This window comes from Streptomyces sp. NPDC107559 (genome assembly GCF_055657365.1).
Genome location: NZ_JBVKBD010000001.1, coordinates 956,848 through 972,687, shown reverse-complemented (window position 1 = coordinate 972,687; position 15,840 = coordinate 956,848). Strand labels below are relative to the sequence as shown.

At 73.7% G+C, this 15,840-nt stretch carries 13 protein-coding genes; 8 read left to right on the top strand and 5 right to left on the bottom strand.

Going from position 1 to position 15,840, the window contains the following annotated elements:
• Nucleotides 1–57: 57 nt before the first annotated feature.
• The 7 genes from ACZ7OY_RS04140 to ACZ7OY_RS04110 all read left to right on the top strand — a co-directional run bounded on the left by ACZ7OY_RS04140 (nt 58) and on the right by ACZ7OY_RS04110 (nt 7,547).
• Complete coding sequence (locus ACZ7OY_RS04140) at nt 58–1,074, top strand: heme/hemin ABC transporter substrate-binding protein (RefSeq protein ID WP_471909925.1); 1,017 nt, start codon at nt 58–60, stop codon at nt 1,072–1,074.
• On the top strand, nt 1,071–2,258 hold the full coding sequence (locus ACZ7OY_RS04135) for a FecCD family ABC transporter permease (RefSeq protein ID WP_471909924.1): 1,188 nt from the start codon (nt 1,071–1,073) through the stop codon (nt 2,256–2,258). Before ACZ7OY_RS04140 ends, ACZ7OY_RS04135 begins: the two co-directional genes overlap by 4 nt.
• The gene (locus ACZ7OY_RS04130) at nt 2,255–3,085 is read left to right on the top strand and encodes a heme ABC transporter ATP-binding protein (protein WP_471909923.1); all 831 of its coding nucleotides are present in this window, start codon (nt 2,255–2,257) and stop codon (nt 3,083–3,085) included. The genes ACZ7OY_RS04135 and ACZ7OY_RS04130 overlap by 4 nt, the downstream gene beginning before the upstream one ends.
• Before the next feature lie 189 nt (nt 3,086–3,274).
• On the top strand, nt 3,275–4,414 hold the full coding sequence (gene efeO, locus ACZ7OY_RS04125; RefSeq protein WP_471909922.1) for an iron uptake system protein EfeO: 1,140 nt from the start codon (nt 3,275–3,277) through the stop codon (nt 4,412–4,414).
• A gap of 12 nt (nt 4,415–4,426) precedes the next feature.
• Nucleotides 4,427–5,710: an iron uptake transporter deferrochelatase/peroxidase subunit gene (gene efeB / locus ACZ7OY_RS04120; RefSeq protein WP_471909921.1), complete on the top strand. Its 1,284-nt coding sequence runs from the start codon at nt 4,427–4,429 to the stop codon at nt 5,708–5,710.
• 3 nt (nt 5,711–5,713) lie between these two features.
• On the top strand, nt 5,714–6,586 hold the full coding sequence (efeU, locus tag ACZ7OY_RS04115; RefSeq protein WP_471909920.1) for an iron uptake transporter permease EfeU: 873 nt from the start codon (nt 5,714–5,716) through the stop codon (nt 6,584–6,586).
• Nucleotides 6,546–7,547, top strand: coding sequence for an SCO2278 family lipoprotein (locus tag ACZ7OY_RS04110; protein WP_471909919.1), 1,002 nt, complete (start codon nt 6,546–6,548; stop codon nt 7,545–7,547). The genes efeU and ACZ7OY_RS04110 overlap by 41 nt, the downstream gene beginning before the upstream one ends.
• A 63-nt stretch (nt 7,548–7,610) precedes the next feature.
• Here the strand turns inward: ACZ7OY_RS04110 and ACZ7OY_RS04105 are convergent, their stop codons facing one another.
• The 4 genes from ACZ7OY_RS04105 to ACZ7OY_RS04090 form a co-directional block, all read right to left on the bottom strand.
• Complete coding sequence (locus ACZ7OY_RS04105; RefSeq protein WP_471909918.1) at nt 7,611–8,348, bottom strand: bifunctional DNA primase/polymerase; 738 nt, start codon at nt 8,346–8,348, stop codon at nt 7,611–7,613.
• A 353-nt stretch (nt 8,349–8,701) separates the two neighbouring features.
• Nucleotides 8,702–9,706, bottom strand: a complete 1,005-nt coding sequence (locus ACZ7OY_RS04100; protein WP_471909917.1) for a small ribosomal subunit Rsm22 family protein — start codon at nt 9,704–9,706, stop codon at nt 8,702–8,704.
• Between the two features lie 203 nt (nt 9,707–9,909).
• Nucleotides 9,910–11,100: a serine hydrolase domain-containing protein gene (locus ACZ7OY_RS04095; protein WP_471909916.1), complete on the bottom strand. Its 1,191-nt coding sequence runs from the start codon at nt 11,098–11,100 to the stop codon at nt 9,910–9,912.
• A complete protein-coding gene (locus ACZ7OY_RS04090) occupies nt 11,037–12,350 on the bottom strand; it encodes a multidrug effflux MFS transporter (protein WP_471909915.1) in 1,314 nt (437 codons plus the stop codon). The genes ACZ7OY_RS04095 and ACZ7OY_RS04090 overlap by 64 nt, the downstream gene beginning before the upstream one ends.
• Nucleotides 12,351–12,437: 87 nt before the next feature.
• Between ACZ7OY_RS04090 and ACZ7OY_RS04085 the strand changes: the two genes are divergently transcribed.
• Nucleotides 12,438–13,445, top strand: coding sequence for a Gfo/Idh/MocA family protein (locus ACZ7OY_RS04085; protein ID WP_471909914.1), 1,008 nt, complete (start codon nt 12,438–12,440; stop codon nt 13,443–13,445).
• Nucleotides 13,446–13,494: 49 nt separating this feature from the next.
• Here ACZ7OY_RS04085 and ACZ7OY_RS04080 read toward each other — a convergent pair whose 3' ends face one another.
• Nucleotides 13,495–15,150, bottom strand: coding sequence for an alkaline phosphatase D family protein (locus tag ACZ7OY_RS04080; RefSeq protein ID WP_471909913.1), 1,656 nt, complete (start codon nt 15,148–15,150; stop codon nt 13,495–13,497).
• Nucleotides 15,151–15,840: the final 690 nt, after the last annotated feature.

Sequence of the window (15,840 nt, the reverse complement as noted above, 5' to 3'; positions counted from 1 at the left end):
TAACCTAAGCTGCATTCGCTCCACCCCGACTGACGACCCGAGAGAAACGGACGGACCGTGCGACGCTTGCGCACCCGACTGGCGGCAGCACTGGTCCCGGTGCTCGCCCTCACCCTGGCCACGGCCGGCTGCACGACCGCCTCCCACGGGTCCGGAGCACCGTCGCGGCCGGCCGCGGCGGCCGAACCGGCCGACCGCGTCGAGCCGTTGCCGGTCACCCCGCAGCCCCGGCTGCCGGTCACCGTCACCTCCGCCGACGGCCGGAAGGTGACCGTGGCCGCGGCCCGGCGCATCGTCGCGCTGTCCGGCAGCCTCAGCGAGATCGTGTTCACGCTCGGGCTCGGCGACCGTGTCGTCGCCCGCGACATCACCGCGACCTTCGAACAGGCCGCGAAACTGCCGGTGGTCACCCGCAATCACGACGTCTCGGCCGAGAGCGTGCTCGCCCTGCGCCCCGATCTGGTCCTCGCCGAGACGACGACCGGCCCCCGGGAGGCGATGGACCAGCTCCGGGCCGCGGGCGTGCCCGTCCTGGTGGTCGGCCCGGCCCTGGGCCTGGCCGACGTGGGCCCGCGCATCCGGGCCGTGGCCGACGCCCTCGGCGTACCGGCCGCGGGGACGGAGCTGGCCCGGCGCTCGCAGCAGCGGATCGCCGCCGTACGCAAGGAGATTCCGCGGCACACCGGAAAGCCGCGGGTCGCGTTCCTCTATCTGCGTGGCTCGGCCTCCGTGTACCTCATCGGCGGTGCGCGCTCGGGCGCGGTCTCGCTCCTGGAGGCGGCCGGGGCCGTCGACGCGGGCGCGGAGTCCGGGCTGGACAGGGACTTCACCGCCATCACCACCGAGGCGCTCGCCCAGGCGGCGCCGGACGCGATCCTCGTCATGACCAAGGGACTCGAGTCGGTCGGCGGGATCGAGGGACTGGTGAAGATCCCCGGCGTCGCCCAGACACCGGCCGGGGCGGACCGGCGGGTCGTGTCCGTCGAGGACGGCGTGCTGCTCAACTACGGGCCGCGCACCGACCAGGTGCTGAAGTCGATCGTGACGCAGCTGTACGGGGGTGAGGCGCGATGACCGCCGTCGGGAACGAGCCGGTACGGTCCACGGACCCGGACCCGAACCCGGTCCCGGACCCAGCCACCGCCACCGCCACCGGCTCCACCGCACCCGCGCCGCCCGCGCCCATCGCCCCGGACGCCGCCGCGTCCTCACCCGCACCCGCACCCGCCGGGCAAGGTATCGCCGTCGGGCTCACCGCCGGGCTGGTGCTCGGGCTGCTCGTCCTGGTGCCGGTCGCCGCCGGGCTGGGCGCGTACCCGATCCCGACCGGTGACGTGCTGTCCTCCGTGCAGCACCGGCTCGGGCTGGGCGGCGCGGAGCTGGACCGGGTCGCCGAGTCGGTGCTGTGGAACGTGCGCTTCCCGCGGATCGTGCTCGCGCTGCTCGTCGGCGCCTCGCTGGGGTGCGCGGGCGCCTTGATGCAGGGGGTGTTCGGCAATCCGCTCGCCGAGCCGGGCGTCATCGGCATCTCCTCGGGCGCGGCGGTCGGCGCGGTCGCCACGATCGCGTTCGGGCTGGACTTCCTCGGCGGCTGGACGGTGACGGCCGCCGCCTTCGCCGCCGGGCTCTGCACGGTCCTGCTGGTGTACGCGATGTCGCGCTCCGGCGGCCGTACCGAGGTGGTGACGCTGATCCTCACCGGAATCGCGGTGAACGCCTTCGCGGGCGCGCTGATCGGGCTGTTCCTGTTCCTCGCGGACACCGCGGCGGTCAACCAGATCGCGTTCTGGCAGCTGGGCTCGCTCTCCCAGGCGACCTGGCCGAAGGTGCTGGCGGTGCTGCCGTGCGCGGCGGTCGGGCTGACGCTGGCGCCCCGGTACTCGCGCCGGCTGGACCTGCTGGCGCTGGGCGAGCGGCCGGCCCGGCATCTGGGCGTGGAGGTGGAGCGGCTGCGGATCGTGCTGGTCCTGGTCATCGCGCTGCTGACGGCGGCGGCGGTGAGCGTCTGCGGGATCGTCGGCTTCGTCGGTCTGGTCGTACCGCATCTGCTGCGGATGGCGGCGGGACCCGGGCACCGGTTCCTGGTGCCGGGCAGCGCCCTGCTGGGCGCGCTCGTCCTGCTCGCGGCCGATCTGACGGCGCGTACCCTCGCCGCCCCCGCCGAACTCCCGCTCGGCGTCCTCACCGCCCTGCTCGGCAGTCCCTTCTTCTTCTGGCTGCTGCGCCGCACCCGCCGCGGGCAAGGAGGCTGGGCATGAGACTCCCCCGAGCGCTGCCGCGCCCCCGCCCGCTGCCGCCTCCCCCGGCCCGTCCCGGCGAGGTCCTGGCCGCCGCCGAGGCCCTGCGCGTCCGCCTCGGCACCCGCGAGGTGCTGCGGGGCGTGGACGTGGAGGTGCGCGCGGGCGAGGTGCTCGCGCTGGTCGGACCCAACGGCGCAGGGAAGTCGACGCTGCTCGGCGCCCTCGCCGCCGATCTCCCGGCCACCGGGGGCGCGGTACGCGTCCACGGGCGCCCGGCGGCGGAGTGGTCCGCGCCCGAACTGGCCCTGCGCCGCGCGGTCCTTCCGCAACAGGCCGCGCTGTCCTTCCCGTTCACGGTCGAGGAGGTCGTCAGGATGGGCCGCGCCCCGCACCCGGCCTCGCCCGCCGAGGACGACCGGGCGGTGGCCGCGGCGATGGCCGCGACGCACGTGTCCGGCCTCGCCGCGCGGCCGTTCCCGGCACTCAGCGGCGGCGAGCGGGCCCGGGTCGCGCTGGCCCGGGTGCTGGCACAGGCGGCTCCGCTGCTGCTGCTGGACGAGCCGACCGCCGCGCTGGACCTCAAGCACCAGGAGTCGGTGCTGCGGCTGTGCCGGGCAAGGGCGCACGCCGGTGACGCGGTGGTCGTGGTGTTGCACGACCTGGGGCTCGCCGCGGCCTACGCGCACCGGGTCGCGATCCTGTGCGCCGGTGGTGTCGCGGCCGACGGACCGCCGGCCGAGGTCTTCTCCGAACGCCTGCTGTCCGAGGTCTACGACCACCCCGTCGAGGTGCTGCGTCACCCGCGCACCGGCGCCACGCTCGTAAACCCTAAACGGAACCTTTGAATCAGCTTTGACTCGCTATTTACATACCAATTGGGCAGTCGTGATCATCTCGTGGCCATAGGGCCTCTATGAGAGGTGAATCACGCCACGCAGGGGTATCAGGCAGGTAAGCCTCGGTTAAGTTAGGCCAGCCTCACCAATCCTTGTGAGTACCGTCACGCCGTTTTCCAGCCACCCGTGGGAGCCCGCATGCGAGCCGTCAGACTGTCCGTCGTCACCGCCGCCGCCACCGCAGCAGCGCTGACCGCCGTCACGGGCTGCACGCAGAAGAGCACCGCAGCCGACGACGCCGGGGCGATACAGGTGACCGCCGCGGACTCGACGTGCAAGACGTCCACCACCTCGGTGCCGGCCGGTCACGTCACGCTGAAGATCGAGAACAAGGGCTCCAAGGCCACCGAGGTCGAGATCCTCTTCCCGGACGACCGGATCGTCTCCGAGAAGGAGAACATCGGTCCGGGCACGAAGTACACGCTGACCGCCGAGGTGAAGTCCGGGGCGTACGAGATCGCCTGCCGCCCCGGCATGAAGGGCCTCGGCATCCGGCAGAAGCTCACCGTCACCGGCGGTTCGGCCGCCAAGCGCAACCCCGAGCTGGACAAGGCGGTCGCCGCCTACCGCGAGTACGCGCAGGAGCAGGCCGACGCCACGCTGCCGCTCGTCGAGACCTTCGCCGCCGCCGTCAAGGCCGGTGACATCGAGGCCGCCAAGAAGGCCTTCGCGCCCTCCCGCCTCGGCTGGGAGCGCACCGAGCCGGTCGCCGAGTCCTTCGGCGACATCGACCCCAAGGTCGACGTGCGCGCCGACGGCCTCGAAGAGGGCCAGGAGTGGACGGGCTGGCACCGCCTGGAGAAGTCGCTCTGGGAGGACAAGAAGATCGCCGACACCGACAAGAGCCTCGCCGACCGGCTGGTCACCGACCTGAAGGACTGGCAGAAGCGGGTCGGCAAGGCCGAGATCACCCCGACCTCCATGGCCAACGGCGCCAAGGAGCTCCTCGACGAGGTCGCCACCGGCAAGGTCACCGGCGAGGAGGACCGCTACTCGCACACCGACCTGTCCGACTTCAAGGGCAACGTCGAGGGCGCGCAGAAGGCGTACGAGCTGCTGAAGCCGGTCGCGCAGAAGAACGACGCGGCGCTGGCCGGCGAGCTGGACAAGCAGTTCGCCGCGCTGGACACGCTGCTGGACAAGTACCGCGCGGACAAGACCTCGTACGACTTCGTCTCCTACGACAAGGTCACCAAGGACCAGCGCAAGGAGCTCTCGGACGCGGTGAACGCGCTCGCCGAGCCGCTGTCCAAGCTCGCCGCGGCCGTCGTGAAGTAGGAGGGGCCACCGATGACGGACGCTCAGGACACCACCGCCGGGACCCCCTCCGGCATCGCGCCCACCCGGCGCTCGCTGATCGGCTGGGGCGGTGCGGGCCTCGCGCTCGGCGCCGCCGCCGCGGGCGGCGCGGTGGCGATGACCCGGGTCGGCAACGACGTCGACCCGGCCGCCGCCGAGACGGGCGCGGCGGTCGCCTTCCACGGCGCGAACCAGTCGGGTATCGCGACGCCGGTCCAGGACCGGCTGCACTTCGCCGCGTTCGACGTGAAGACCGACGACCGCGCCGAGTTCGTGCAGCTGCTCAAGGACTGGACCGAGGCCGCCCGGCGGATGACCGCGGGACGGGCGGTCGGCGAGGGCGCCTACGGCGGGCTCGCCGAGGCGCCGCCGGACGACACCGGCGAGGCGCTGGGCCTGAAGCCCTCGCGGCTGACCCTCACCATCGGCTTCGGCCCGTCGTTCTTCGACCGGTTCGGTCTGGCCGACCGGCGCCCGGCGGCGCTGGTCGACCTGCCCAATTTCCCCGGCGAGAACCTCGACAAGTCCCGCACCGGCGGCGACCTGTGCATCCAGGCCTGCGCGGACGACCCGCAGGTCGCCGTGCACGCGATCCGCAACCTGGCCCGCATCGGCTTCGGCAAGGTCGCCATCCGCTGGTCCCAGCTGGGCTTCGGCAAGACGTCCTCGACGACCCCCGACGCCCAGACCCCGCGCAACCTCATGGGGTTCAAGGACGGCACCCGCAACATCGCGGGGACGGAGACGGACCGGCTGAAGAAGTTCGTCTGGGTCGGCGACTCCGACGTCGACGCCAAGTCGGCCTGGATGACCGGGGGTTCGTACCTCGTCGCGCGGCGCATCCGGATGAACATCGAGACCTGGGACCGGACCTCGCTCCAGGAGCAGGAGGACGTCTTCGGCCGCGACAAGGGCGAGGGCGCACCGGTCGGCAAGGCCAAGGAGCACGACGCGCCTTTCCTGAAGGCGATGAAGCCCGACGCGCACGTCCGCCTCGCCCACCCCGACTCCAACGACGGGATCACCATCCTGCGCCGGGGCTACTCCTTCACCGACGGCACCGACGGTCTCGGCCGGCTCGACGCGGGCCTGTTCTTCCTGGCCTACATGCGCGACGTGCGCAAGGGGTTCATCCCGCTGCAGCGCCGGCTGTCGGCGTCCGACGCGCTCAACGAATACATCCAGCACGTGGGTTCGGCGCACTTCGCCGTCCCGCCGGGCGTCCGCGACAAGGACGACTGGTGGGGCCGGGCGCTGTTCTCCGAGGAGGCGTAGCCCGTGTTCTCCAACTACCTGATCGGTCTGCGCGAGGGGCTGGAGGCCAGCCTCGTCGTCTGCATCCTGATCGCCTACCTGGTCAAGACCGGCCGCCGGGACGCCCTGCGGCCGATCTGGACCGGCATCGGCATCGCGGTCGCCATCGCGATGGGCTTCGGCTGCGTCCTCGAATTCGGCTCGCAGGAGCTGACGTTCGAGGCGCAGGAGGCGCTCGGCGGCTCCCTGTCGATCGTCGCGGTCGGCCTGGTGACCTGGATGGTCTTCTGGATGCGGCGCACCGCCCGCCATCTGAAGTCCGAGCTGCACGGCAGGCTGGACGCGGCGCTGGCGATGGGCACCGGCGCGCTGGTCGCCACCGCCTTCCTCGCCGTGGGCCGCGAGGGCCTGGAGACCGCCCTGTTCGTGTGGGCGTCGGTGCACGCGGCCAGCGACGGCACCCCGCGCCCGCTGGTCGGCGTCGCGCTGGGTCTGGCGACCGCGGTCCTGCTGGGCTGGCTGTTCTACCGCGGCGCCCTGCGGATCAACCTCGCCAAGTTCTTCACCTGGACCGGCGGCATGCTGGTCGTGGTGGCGGCGGGCGTGCTCGCGTACGGCGTCCACGACCTCCAGGAGGCCAACTGGCTGCCGGGCATCCGCAGTCTGGCCTTCGACATCAGCGACACCGTCGACCCGGGCAGCTGGTACGGCACCCTCCTCAAGGGCGTCTTCAACTTCCAGCCCGACCCGACCGTGTTCCAGGTCACGGTGTGGCTGCTCTACCTGGTCCCGACACTCGCCGTCTTCCTCGCCCCGGTAGGGTTCGCCTCCGGGAAGGGGAAGGTGACGGCACCTGATGACCAGGGTTCGCGGCCCACGCAGGCCGAGCAGTCTTGAGCGGAGCGCGCTGATCGCGGCCTCGGTGACCGTCCTGTCGCTGACGGCGGGCGGCTGCGTGGTGGTGCACGGCGAGCGCGAGGTGCTCCCGGCCACCACGGCCCCCGAGGCCGCCGAGGCCCTCGGGCAGTTCACCGCCGCGTACAACAAGGCCGACCAGGCGTACGACCGTTCCCTGGACGCGGACTTCGTCGCCGGCGCCCTCTCCGACATCGACGGGGCGCGGCTGACGGCCGGGCACAGCGTCAGCCCGTCCGGCAACCAGGGGCACACCGCGCTGACGTTCTCGGACGTGCGGTACACCGTCCCCAAGAAGGCGGGCTGGCCCCGCTGGTTCGTCGCCGACGCCAAGGCCAACAAGGGCGGTTCGGCCCGCTGGCTGATGGTGTTCCTGCGCGGCGGCCTGTCCGAGCCGTGGCGGGTGTCCTATCTGACGCTGGTGGCCCCGGACGCCGTACCGCAGTTCGCCAAGGACAAGGACGGCTGGGCCGAGACCGTCCCCCTGAACCAGACGGAACTGGCCGTGGACCCCGCGGACTTGAGCCAGGACTACGCGACGTACCTCAGGAACGGCGGGAAGTCCTTCGCCGACGGCACGTACACCAGCGTGCTGCGCGCGGAGCGGACGAAGGGTGCCAGCCGGCCGGGGCTGGCCACGCAGTACATCGACGAGGCGCTGACCCGGGACGACTACGCCCCGCTGGCGTTGCGCACGGCGGACGGCGGGGCGCTGGTGTTCTTCACCACGCACCACTACGTGAAGCAGACGGCTGCCGCCGGCGCGTCCGTGCCCACGCCCAACGAGAGCGTGCAGGCGCTGACCAAGGGCGAGATCAAGCAGTCCCTGACGATGGAGTTCGTCTCCAACCAGGTGGTGCTGGACCCGAAGCGGGGCGCGGGGACCGGCCAGGTGTCGATGATCGGCAAGGTCCAGGGTCTGACGGCGGGCCGGGGCGAGTAGCCCCGACGTGAGCCCGTCGGGCGTACGGGTGTATGGGCGTACGGCCGTGGCGCCGGGCCGCCGTCAGTGGCGCAGGGGCCAGGCCGAGGCGGCGTGGTCGGGCTGGTTCCCGGCATGGCGGGAGCAGGCGTCGGTGAGCGCCTCCAGCAGGGTCAGCGGGTCCGGCAGCCGGTGTTCGGGGCCGCGCAGCCAGCGCACCTGCCGTCCGTCGTCCCCGGGCAGCCGGGCGGGCGGTACCAGGACGTAGGAGCCCCGGCAGTGCCAGCGCATGCCCGGGTGTTCGTCCGCCGTCTCGGGGTGGCTGTCCAGCTCGCACGGCCACCACTCGTCCTCGTCCTCGGGGGTGCCGCGGGTGAGGGTGAAGAAGAGCATGCGCCCGTCGTCGCTCTCGGCGACCGGGCCGACCTCGACACCGGCGGAAAGCAGGCTCTCCAGCGCCTCGGCGCCCGCTTCCAGGGGCACGTCGAGGACGTCGTGCACCATGCCGGTCGCGGTGATGAAGTTGGCCTGCGGCTGGTGCCGGGCCCAGCGCTCGATCTGGGCGCGGTCGGTCGTGGACTGCGTCTGCCATGCGAAGGACACGGGGTGCCGGGCGGGTGTGGGACAGCCGACGCGGTCGCAGGAGCAGCGGTAGCCGGGTGCCGGGTGCGCGGCGGGCGCGAGGGGCAGTCCGGCCCGGGCGGCGGCCAGCAGCAGGGCCTCACGGCCGCCGGTGTCGGCGGTCTCCTTCGGGCGGCGGCCACGCAGCCACCGGGTGAGTCTGCCCTGCCGGCGGGTACCGCCACCGTTCTCCGCGCTCATCTATCGCCTCGCCTCGCTGTCGTGCGGCCAGCATGCCTCATCGTCCCACCTTCCGGCCCTTCGGGGAGCCAGTGCCCCCGATCGGGGCAGGTGGTGACGAGCGGGGCATAGGGGTTACGAGGGGTTACAGGCGACGGATCGACACCCGGATCGTTAACTTTCACGCCTCGCACGCCGTCCCTGTCCGCCCTTTCGCGCCCTCCTTCCCGTCCGCACCGCCTGAGTGCGCGCCGAACGGACTCGGCCCATCGCGCCGGACGGACTCGGCCCATCGCGCCGGACGGACTCGGCCCATCGCGCCGGACGGACTCGGCCCATCGCGCCGGGCGGGCGGCCGGCCGTACCGGACGGGCTCAGCCGGTCGTGTCGTCCCCGTCGTACGGCGGCCAGGCGTCGCCCCAGTCCGCGTCGCGCGCGGCCTTGTACAGGTCGCCGTGGCGTTTGGCGACCGTCGTGCGGCGCAGCTGTTCGTCGGCCTCGCACAGGTCGAGGAGGACCTGGCCCTTGCGGATCTGCGGGCGCCGGACCACCCGGGCGGGGGCCGGGGTCACCGGGAGGCGGGTGGCGGCGACGTAGCTGAACTTCTCGTCCTCGTAGGGGAGGGAGCCGCCCTTGACCTGACGGTGCAGCGAGGAACGGCTGACCCGGGCCGAGAAGTGGCACCAGTCCGTGCCGGGGACGATGGGGCAGAGGGCGGAGTGCGGGCAGGGCGCGGCGACGCGGAAGCCGGCGGCGATCAGGCGGTCGCGGGCGGCCAGGACGCGGGCGTAGCCGTCGGGAGTGCCGGGCTCGACGATCACGACGCTCCCGGCGGCGGCCGCGGCCGCGTCGACGACGGACACGCGGTCGGCCTCGGTGAGCTCGCCGAGCACGTACGACACCGTGACGAGATCGGTGCTCTCGATGGTGAGCGCCGCTCCGATACGAGAGCGCTGCCAGCGGGCGTCCCGCAGGGCGGGGTTGGCCGCGGCGATCTCGCGGCCCAGGGCGAGCGCGGGCTCGGCCCAGTCCAGCACGGTCACCGGCCGGAGACCGTCCCAGGTGGCGCTGACGGCCCAGGTCGCCGCTCCGGTGCCGCCGCCCACGTCGACGTGGCTGCCGGGCGCCCAGCCGGGCACGGCGTCGGCGAACGCCTCCAGCGCGGCCCGGACCGCCTCGAAGGTCGCCGGCATCCGGTACGCGGCGTACGCGGCGACGTCCGCGCGGTCCCGCAGGATCGGCGCGTCGGTGGGGGTGGCCCCCCGGTAGTTGGCGATGAGCCGCTCCACGGCTCCCGAGGCCTGCCTGGCCGGGAGCCCGTCGAGAAGGGCGGCAAGGGCGCTGCGGAGGGTCTCGGCCGGGGCTGCGGGGACGTTCACCCGCCGATTCTCTCAGGTCCCGGGCGGCCCCGGACCGGCCGGGACCCGGCGGCCACGCGCCTGCGGGCCCGGCGGTCGCGCGCCATCGGACCCGACTGCGCGGCCGGACTCTCCCGGCTGGTCGCCCTGGAGGATCCCGCCGGACGGATCGGCGCGAGGGGTCGCCGGACGGATCGCCGTGGAGGACCCGTCGGACGGGGCCGCTACGCCCCGCGCACCGCTCGGGCCAGCCGGGTCGCGGCCGCCGCGCGCGGACCGCTGTCCGCCGGGCGTCTGCGCGGATGGACCGTGTTGGCCAGCAGCACCAGGAAGGTGTCCGTGGCCCGGTCCAGGACCAGCGACGTCCCCGTGAAGCCGGTGTGGCCCGCCGCTCCCCGGCCCGCCAGCTCCCCCATGAACCACGGCTGGTCCAGCGCGAAGCCGAGGCCCGGCGCGGTCAGCAGGAGCTCCACGAAGTCCGGGCCGAGGATGCGGGCGGGTCCGTACGAACCGCCGGCCAGCAGCGCGCGGCAGAACACCGCCAGGTCTCGCCCGGTGGAGAACAGGCCCGCGTGGCCGGCCACCCCGCCCAGCGCCCAGGCGTTCTCGTCGTGGACCACGCCCCGCAGCATCCCCCGGTCCGCCTTGGCCCACGGGCGCCGCTGGTCCTCGGTGGCCGCCGCGCCCGGACAGGGGCCGTACCCGGTGGCCGTCATGCCCAGCGGGCGGGTGATGCCGTCGCGGACGAGCACGTCGAGGGTGCGGCCGCCGACGCGTTCCAGGACGTGCTGGAGCAGCAGCATGTTCAGGTCGGAGTAGCGGTACGTGCCGGGCGCGCCCACCGGCGCCTCCGACCGCAGCCGCGCCAGCCGCTCGGCGTCGTCCGCGCAGTCGTACAGCGGGAGTTCGGGGCGCAGCCCCGAGGTGTGGGTGAGCAACTGCCGTACGGTGATGCCGTGTTCGGCGGCGGCGCGGAAGTCCGGCAGATACGCGCCGACCAGGGCGTCGATGCCGAGCGTGCCCCGCTCGATCTGCTGCACCGCGGCGACCGACGTGAACAGCTTGGTGAGGGAGGCCAGATCGAAGGGCGTGCCGACGGTCATCGGCACCCGCTCCCCGGGCGGCGCCTCCACCCCGGTGTCGGTCTCCGGGTCGTACGAGGTGTGGCGCACCGCCCAGCCCGCGGCCTCCGCCACGGCGATCACCGGGCCGCGTCCGGCGACCACGACGGTGCCCGCCGCCCAGGGGTGCTCCCCCGCGCTGAGCTCGCGCACCTCGCGGACGAGGCGGCTCAGTTCGCGGGCGTCCAGCCCGGCGCGCTCCGGTGTGTCGATGCGCAGTCTCGGCGCGCTCAGTTGCCCTCCCCGGGGCTCTCGGCCTCGTGCGTGATCGCACGTGCGTTCCAGGGACGGCACATTCCCACGAAGCAGGCCGCCGCCACCAGTGCGGCCGTCAGCTGGACGAGCGCCATGGGGACGGCGGTGTGCTCGCCCGCGATGCCGACCAGCGGCGAGGCGATCGCCCCGACGAGGAAGGAGGACGTGCCGAGCAGGGCGGAGGCGGCGCCCGCGGCGTGCTGCACGCGCATCAGGGCGAGGCTCTGGGCGTTGGGCAGGACGAGGCTCATCGCGGACATCAGCACGAACAGCCCGGCGGCGACCGGGACCAGGCCGGTCTCGCCGAACGCGCCGCTCGCGGTCAGCAGCAGGGCGGCCGCGGCGAGGACCACGACCGCGAGGCCCGCGGCCAGCACCCGGTCCAGGCGTACCCGGCCGACCAGCAGCCTGCCGTTGACCTGGCCGACGACGATCAGTCCCACGGAGTTCAGGCCGAACAGCAGGCTGAAGGTCTGCGGGGAGGCCCCGTAGATCTCCTGCACCACGAACGGTGAGGCCGAGATGTAGGCGAACAGCGCGGCGAAGGCGAAGCCGCCGGTGAGCACGTACCCGGTGAAGACGCGGTCGGCGAGCAGTCCGCGCATGGTGCGCAGCGCCTCGCCGACCCCGCCGCCGTGCCGCCGCGCGGCGGGCAGGGTCTCGGGCAGCCGCGCCCAGACCACCGCCGTCAGCACGACGCTGACGCCGGTCAGCAGGACGAAGACACCGCGCCAGTCGGTCACCCGCAGGATCTGCCCGCCGACGAGCGGCGCGACGATCGGGGCGAGGCCCGAGACCAGCATGAGCGTGGAGAAGAAGCGGGCCATGGCCACACCGTCGTACAGGTCGCGCACGACCGCCCGCGCGATCACTATGCCGGCGGCGCCCGCGAGCCCCTGCGCCAGCCGGAAGGCGACCAGGAGTTCCACGCCGGGTGCCAGCGCGCACAGGGCGGTGGCGACGACGTAGACCACGAGTCCGGCGAGCAGCGGGCGCCTGCGGCCCCAGCGGTCGCTCATCGGGCCGACGACCAGCTGCCCGAGCGCCATGCCCGCCAGGCAGGCGGTGAGGGTGAGCTGGACGGTCGTCGCGGGCGCGTGCAGGGCGCGGGTGACCTCCGGCAGGGCCGGCAGATACATGTCCATCGCCAGCGGGGGTGTCGCGGTCAGCGCGCCGAGGACGAGGACGACCAGGAGACCGGCCCGGCGCTGGGCCGGGCCGTGGGCCGCCGTCGGTGCGGATCCGGCGCCGTGTTCCAGGCCGGGTGTCCCTGTGGTGCGCTCGGACATACGCCCCTCCCTCTCCGAGTGATCCGCCGCCTATGCTCTCAGCTCGTACAGAGTGCCGAAGGCCGCATGAGCGAGGGTGGGGGCCGCATGACCGTGACGGAAGACAGGGTGCGCTGGGGGGTCCTGGCCACCGGCGGGATCGCGGCGGCGTTCACCGCGGACCTGGTGGACCTGCCGGACGCGCAGGTGGTGGCGGTGGCCTCGCGGACCCGGGCGTCGGCGGAGGCGTTCGCCGAGCGGTTCGGGATACCGCGCGCGTACGGCGACTGGGAGGCGCTCGCGCAGGACGAGGACATCGATGTCGTGTACGTCGCCACCCCGCACGCGGCCCACCGGGCGGCGGCCGGTCTCTGTCTGGAGGCCGGGCGGAACGTGCTGTGCGAGAAGGCGTTCACGCTGAACGCGGGCGAGGCGCGGGAACTGGTCGCGCTGGCCCGCGAGCGCGGGAGCTTCCTGATGGAAGCGATGTGGATGTACTGCAATCCGCTGGTGCGGCGGCTGAAGGCGCTGGTCGAGGACGGCGCGATCGGCGAGGTGCGCACGGTGCAGGCCGACTTCGGGCTCTCGGGTCCCTTCCCGCCGTCGCACCGGCTGCGCGACCCGGCGCAGGGCGGCGGCGCGCTGCTGGACCTCGGGGTGTACCCGGTGTCGTTCGCGCAGCTGCTGCTCGGGGAGCCGTCGGACATCGCGGCGAGAGCAGTGCTCTCCGACGAGGGCGTCGATCTCCAGACCGGAGCACTGCTCTCCTGGGAGAGTGGCGCTCTCGCTTCGGTGCACTGCTCCGTGGTCGGCGGTACCGGCACCACGGCCTCGGTCACCGGCTCCGCCGGCCGCATCGACATTCCGGACGGCTTCTTCCACCCGGACCGCTTCGTTCTGCACCGCGACGGCCGCGCCCCCGAGGAGTTCGCCGCCGACCCGGCCGACGGCCCCCGCACCAGCCTCCGGCACGAGGCGAAGGAGGTCATGCGGGCCCTGCGCGCGGGCGAGACCGAGTCCCCGCTCGTCCCGCTCGACGGCACCCTCGCCGTGATGCGCACGCTCGACGCGATCCGCGACCGCATCGGCGTCCACTACCCCGGCGAGGCCCGCTGACCCGTCCTTGCGGGACCCGCTCGACCCGTCCCGGCGGGGACCGGTCCGCTCAGGCCGGTTTGAGGCCCGGGTCCCCCACCTCCGTCACGAAGGACCCGGCCGTCGCGATCGGCGCGCCGGGTGTCGTCACGTACGGCACGGCCCTGAAGTCGGCACGGGCCAGCCGCTGCCCCAGCGCGACCCTGGCGTAGCCGCGCCGCCCGTCGTAGAACCGCAGGTGCGGGTTGGCCGCCATGTGCGCGGCCCAGTTCCCGGGCCGCGCGACACCGTCCCCGCCGCTGGCGATCGAGGTGGCCACGATCTCGGTGCCGAGCGTGCGGGAGGCCGGGTCGTCGAAGTCGTCCTTGATGTCGAAGGCGTAGCCGACGTGCACATCGCCGGTGAGCACCATCAGGTTCGCGACACCGGCCGCCCTCGCCCCGTCCAGGACGCGGCGGCGGGCGGCCGGGTAGCCGTCCCAGGCGTCCATGGAGACCTTCGCGGCCGGGCCGGTCCCCAGCCGCCGCCGGGAGAAACAGACCTGCTGCGGTACGACGTTCCACAGCGCGGCCGAGTCCCGCCAGCCGTCGAGCAACCACCGCTCCTGGGCCGCGCCGGTCATCGTGCGCGCCGGGTCCTCGCTCTGCGGCCCCGGCGTGTGCGGGACGTCGCCGTAGGCCTGGTCGGAGCGGTACTGGCGGGTGTCGAGCACGTCGAACTGGGCGAGCCGGCCCCAGCGCAGCCGCCGGTACAGCCGCATGTCCGGTCCCACGGGCAACTGCGGTGCGCGCAGCGGCTGGTGCTCCCAGTAGGCGCGGTAGGCGGCGGCGCGGCGCAGCAGGAACTCCGCCGGGGAGGCCCCGTTGCCGGGGACGGCGCCCGCGTAGTCGTTCTCGGTCTCGTGGTCGTCGAAGGCGACGACGAAGGGGTGCGCCGCGTGCGCCGCCCGCAGGTCGGGGTCGGTCTTGTAGAGGGCGTAGCGCAGCCGGTAGTCCTCCAGCGACACGGCCTCGTGGGCGAACAGCGCGGGCAGGCGGCGGTCGGTGTAGGCGCGGGCACCGCCGGTCGCGTCGACCGCGTACTCGTAGAGGTAGTCGCCGAGGTGGAAGACCACGTCGACGTCGTCTCCGGCGAGGTGACGGTAGGCGGTGAAGTACCCGTCCTGGTAGGCCTGGCAGGCGACGGCGGCGATGTTCAGCGACGCGACGAGGCTGCTCTCGGCGGGTGCGGTCCGGGTGCGGCCGGTCTCGCTGAGCCAGCCGCCCGCGCGGAAGCGGTAGTGGTAGACGCGGCCGGGCTCCAGACCGCCGGCCTCGACGTGCACGGTGTGCCGGAACTCGGGATGCGCGATGGCGGTCCCTCGCCGGACGACGGTGGCGAAGCCCTCGTCGCGGGCCATCTCCCAGTCGACGCCGATGCGTTGGGCGGGCAGTCCGCCGTCGGGCTGGTACGGGGCGGGCGCCAGCCGGGTCCACAGCAGGACCGAGTCGGGTCCCGGGTCGCCGGAGGCGATGCCGAGGGTGAAGGGGTCGGCGCCGATCCGCGCCCCGTCCAGTTCCGCGGCGGCCGCGACCCCGGTCCCGGGCAGGTCGGCGGTGAAGGCGAGCGCCAGCGCCGCGCCGGAGACACCGAGGAAGCGGCGGCGGTCGAGACTGCGGACGGCGGCCCGGAAGCCGGGCGTGTGCCGCGAGGGTGCCCGATGCGACGAGGGCGCTGCGATGGTCATCTTTCCTCCCCGGACAGTTGAGGGAGGAAGCGGGGAACCGGCCGCACCCGACACGCCTCCGCCGGCCGCGCACCACCCGGACGGGGGACACCGGGGCGCGGCCGGGCGCGGGGCGCGAATCGTCAACTCCTCAACCTGCACAAGCGGAATTTGACCGTCTGAGCCATTGCCGGCCGATGACGGGCTTATGCTCAACTCCCCTGCACAAGAGCTTCACATATGACGTAATTGGGTTCCGCAGACCACACCGATGGGGGAGGCGGCAGCCGTTCCACGGCGTCGGGTTGGGGGTGGGCCTCGCGCGGGACCGCGGGGCACGCACCGATCCGTGGAACGGCTGCCGCGTACGTCACCGGAGTCCGGGGCGCGTGCAGACCGTCCGCGCCCCGGACCCGCGTGCGTCAGGGGGCGTCGGCCCCGGCCGCCCCGCCGTCCCGCACCTCGCCCGCGCCACTGTCCGGCACCACGGCCACCCGGCTCTCCGGCGCCCCCGGCGCCGCGCCGTCGTGCGCCGCGCTGTCGTGCGCCGCGCTGTCGTGCGCCGCGCTGTCGTGCGCCGCGCTGTCGGGTACAGCGCTGTCGGGTACAGCGCTGTCGGGTACAGCGCTGTCGGATACAGCCCGCTCGGGCACGACGCTTTCGGGCGTCTCTGTCGTCTCTGTCGTCCCTGTCGTCTCAGTCGTCTCTGCC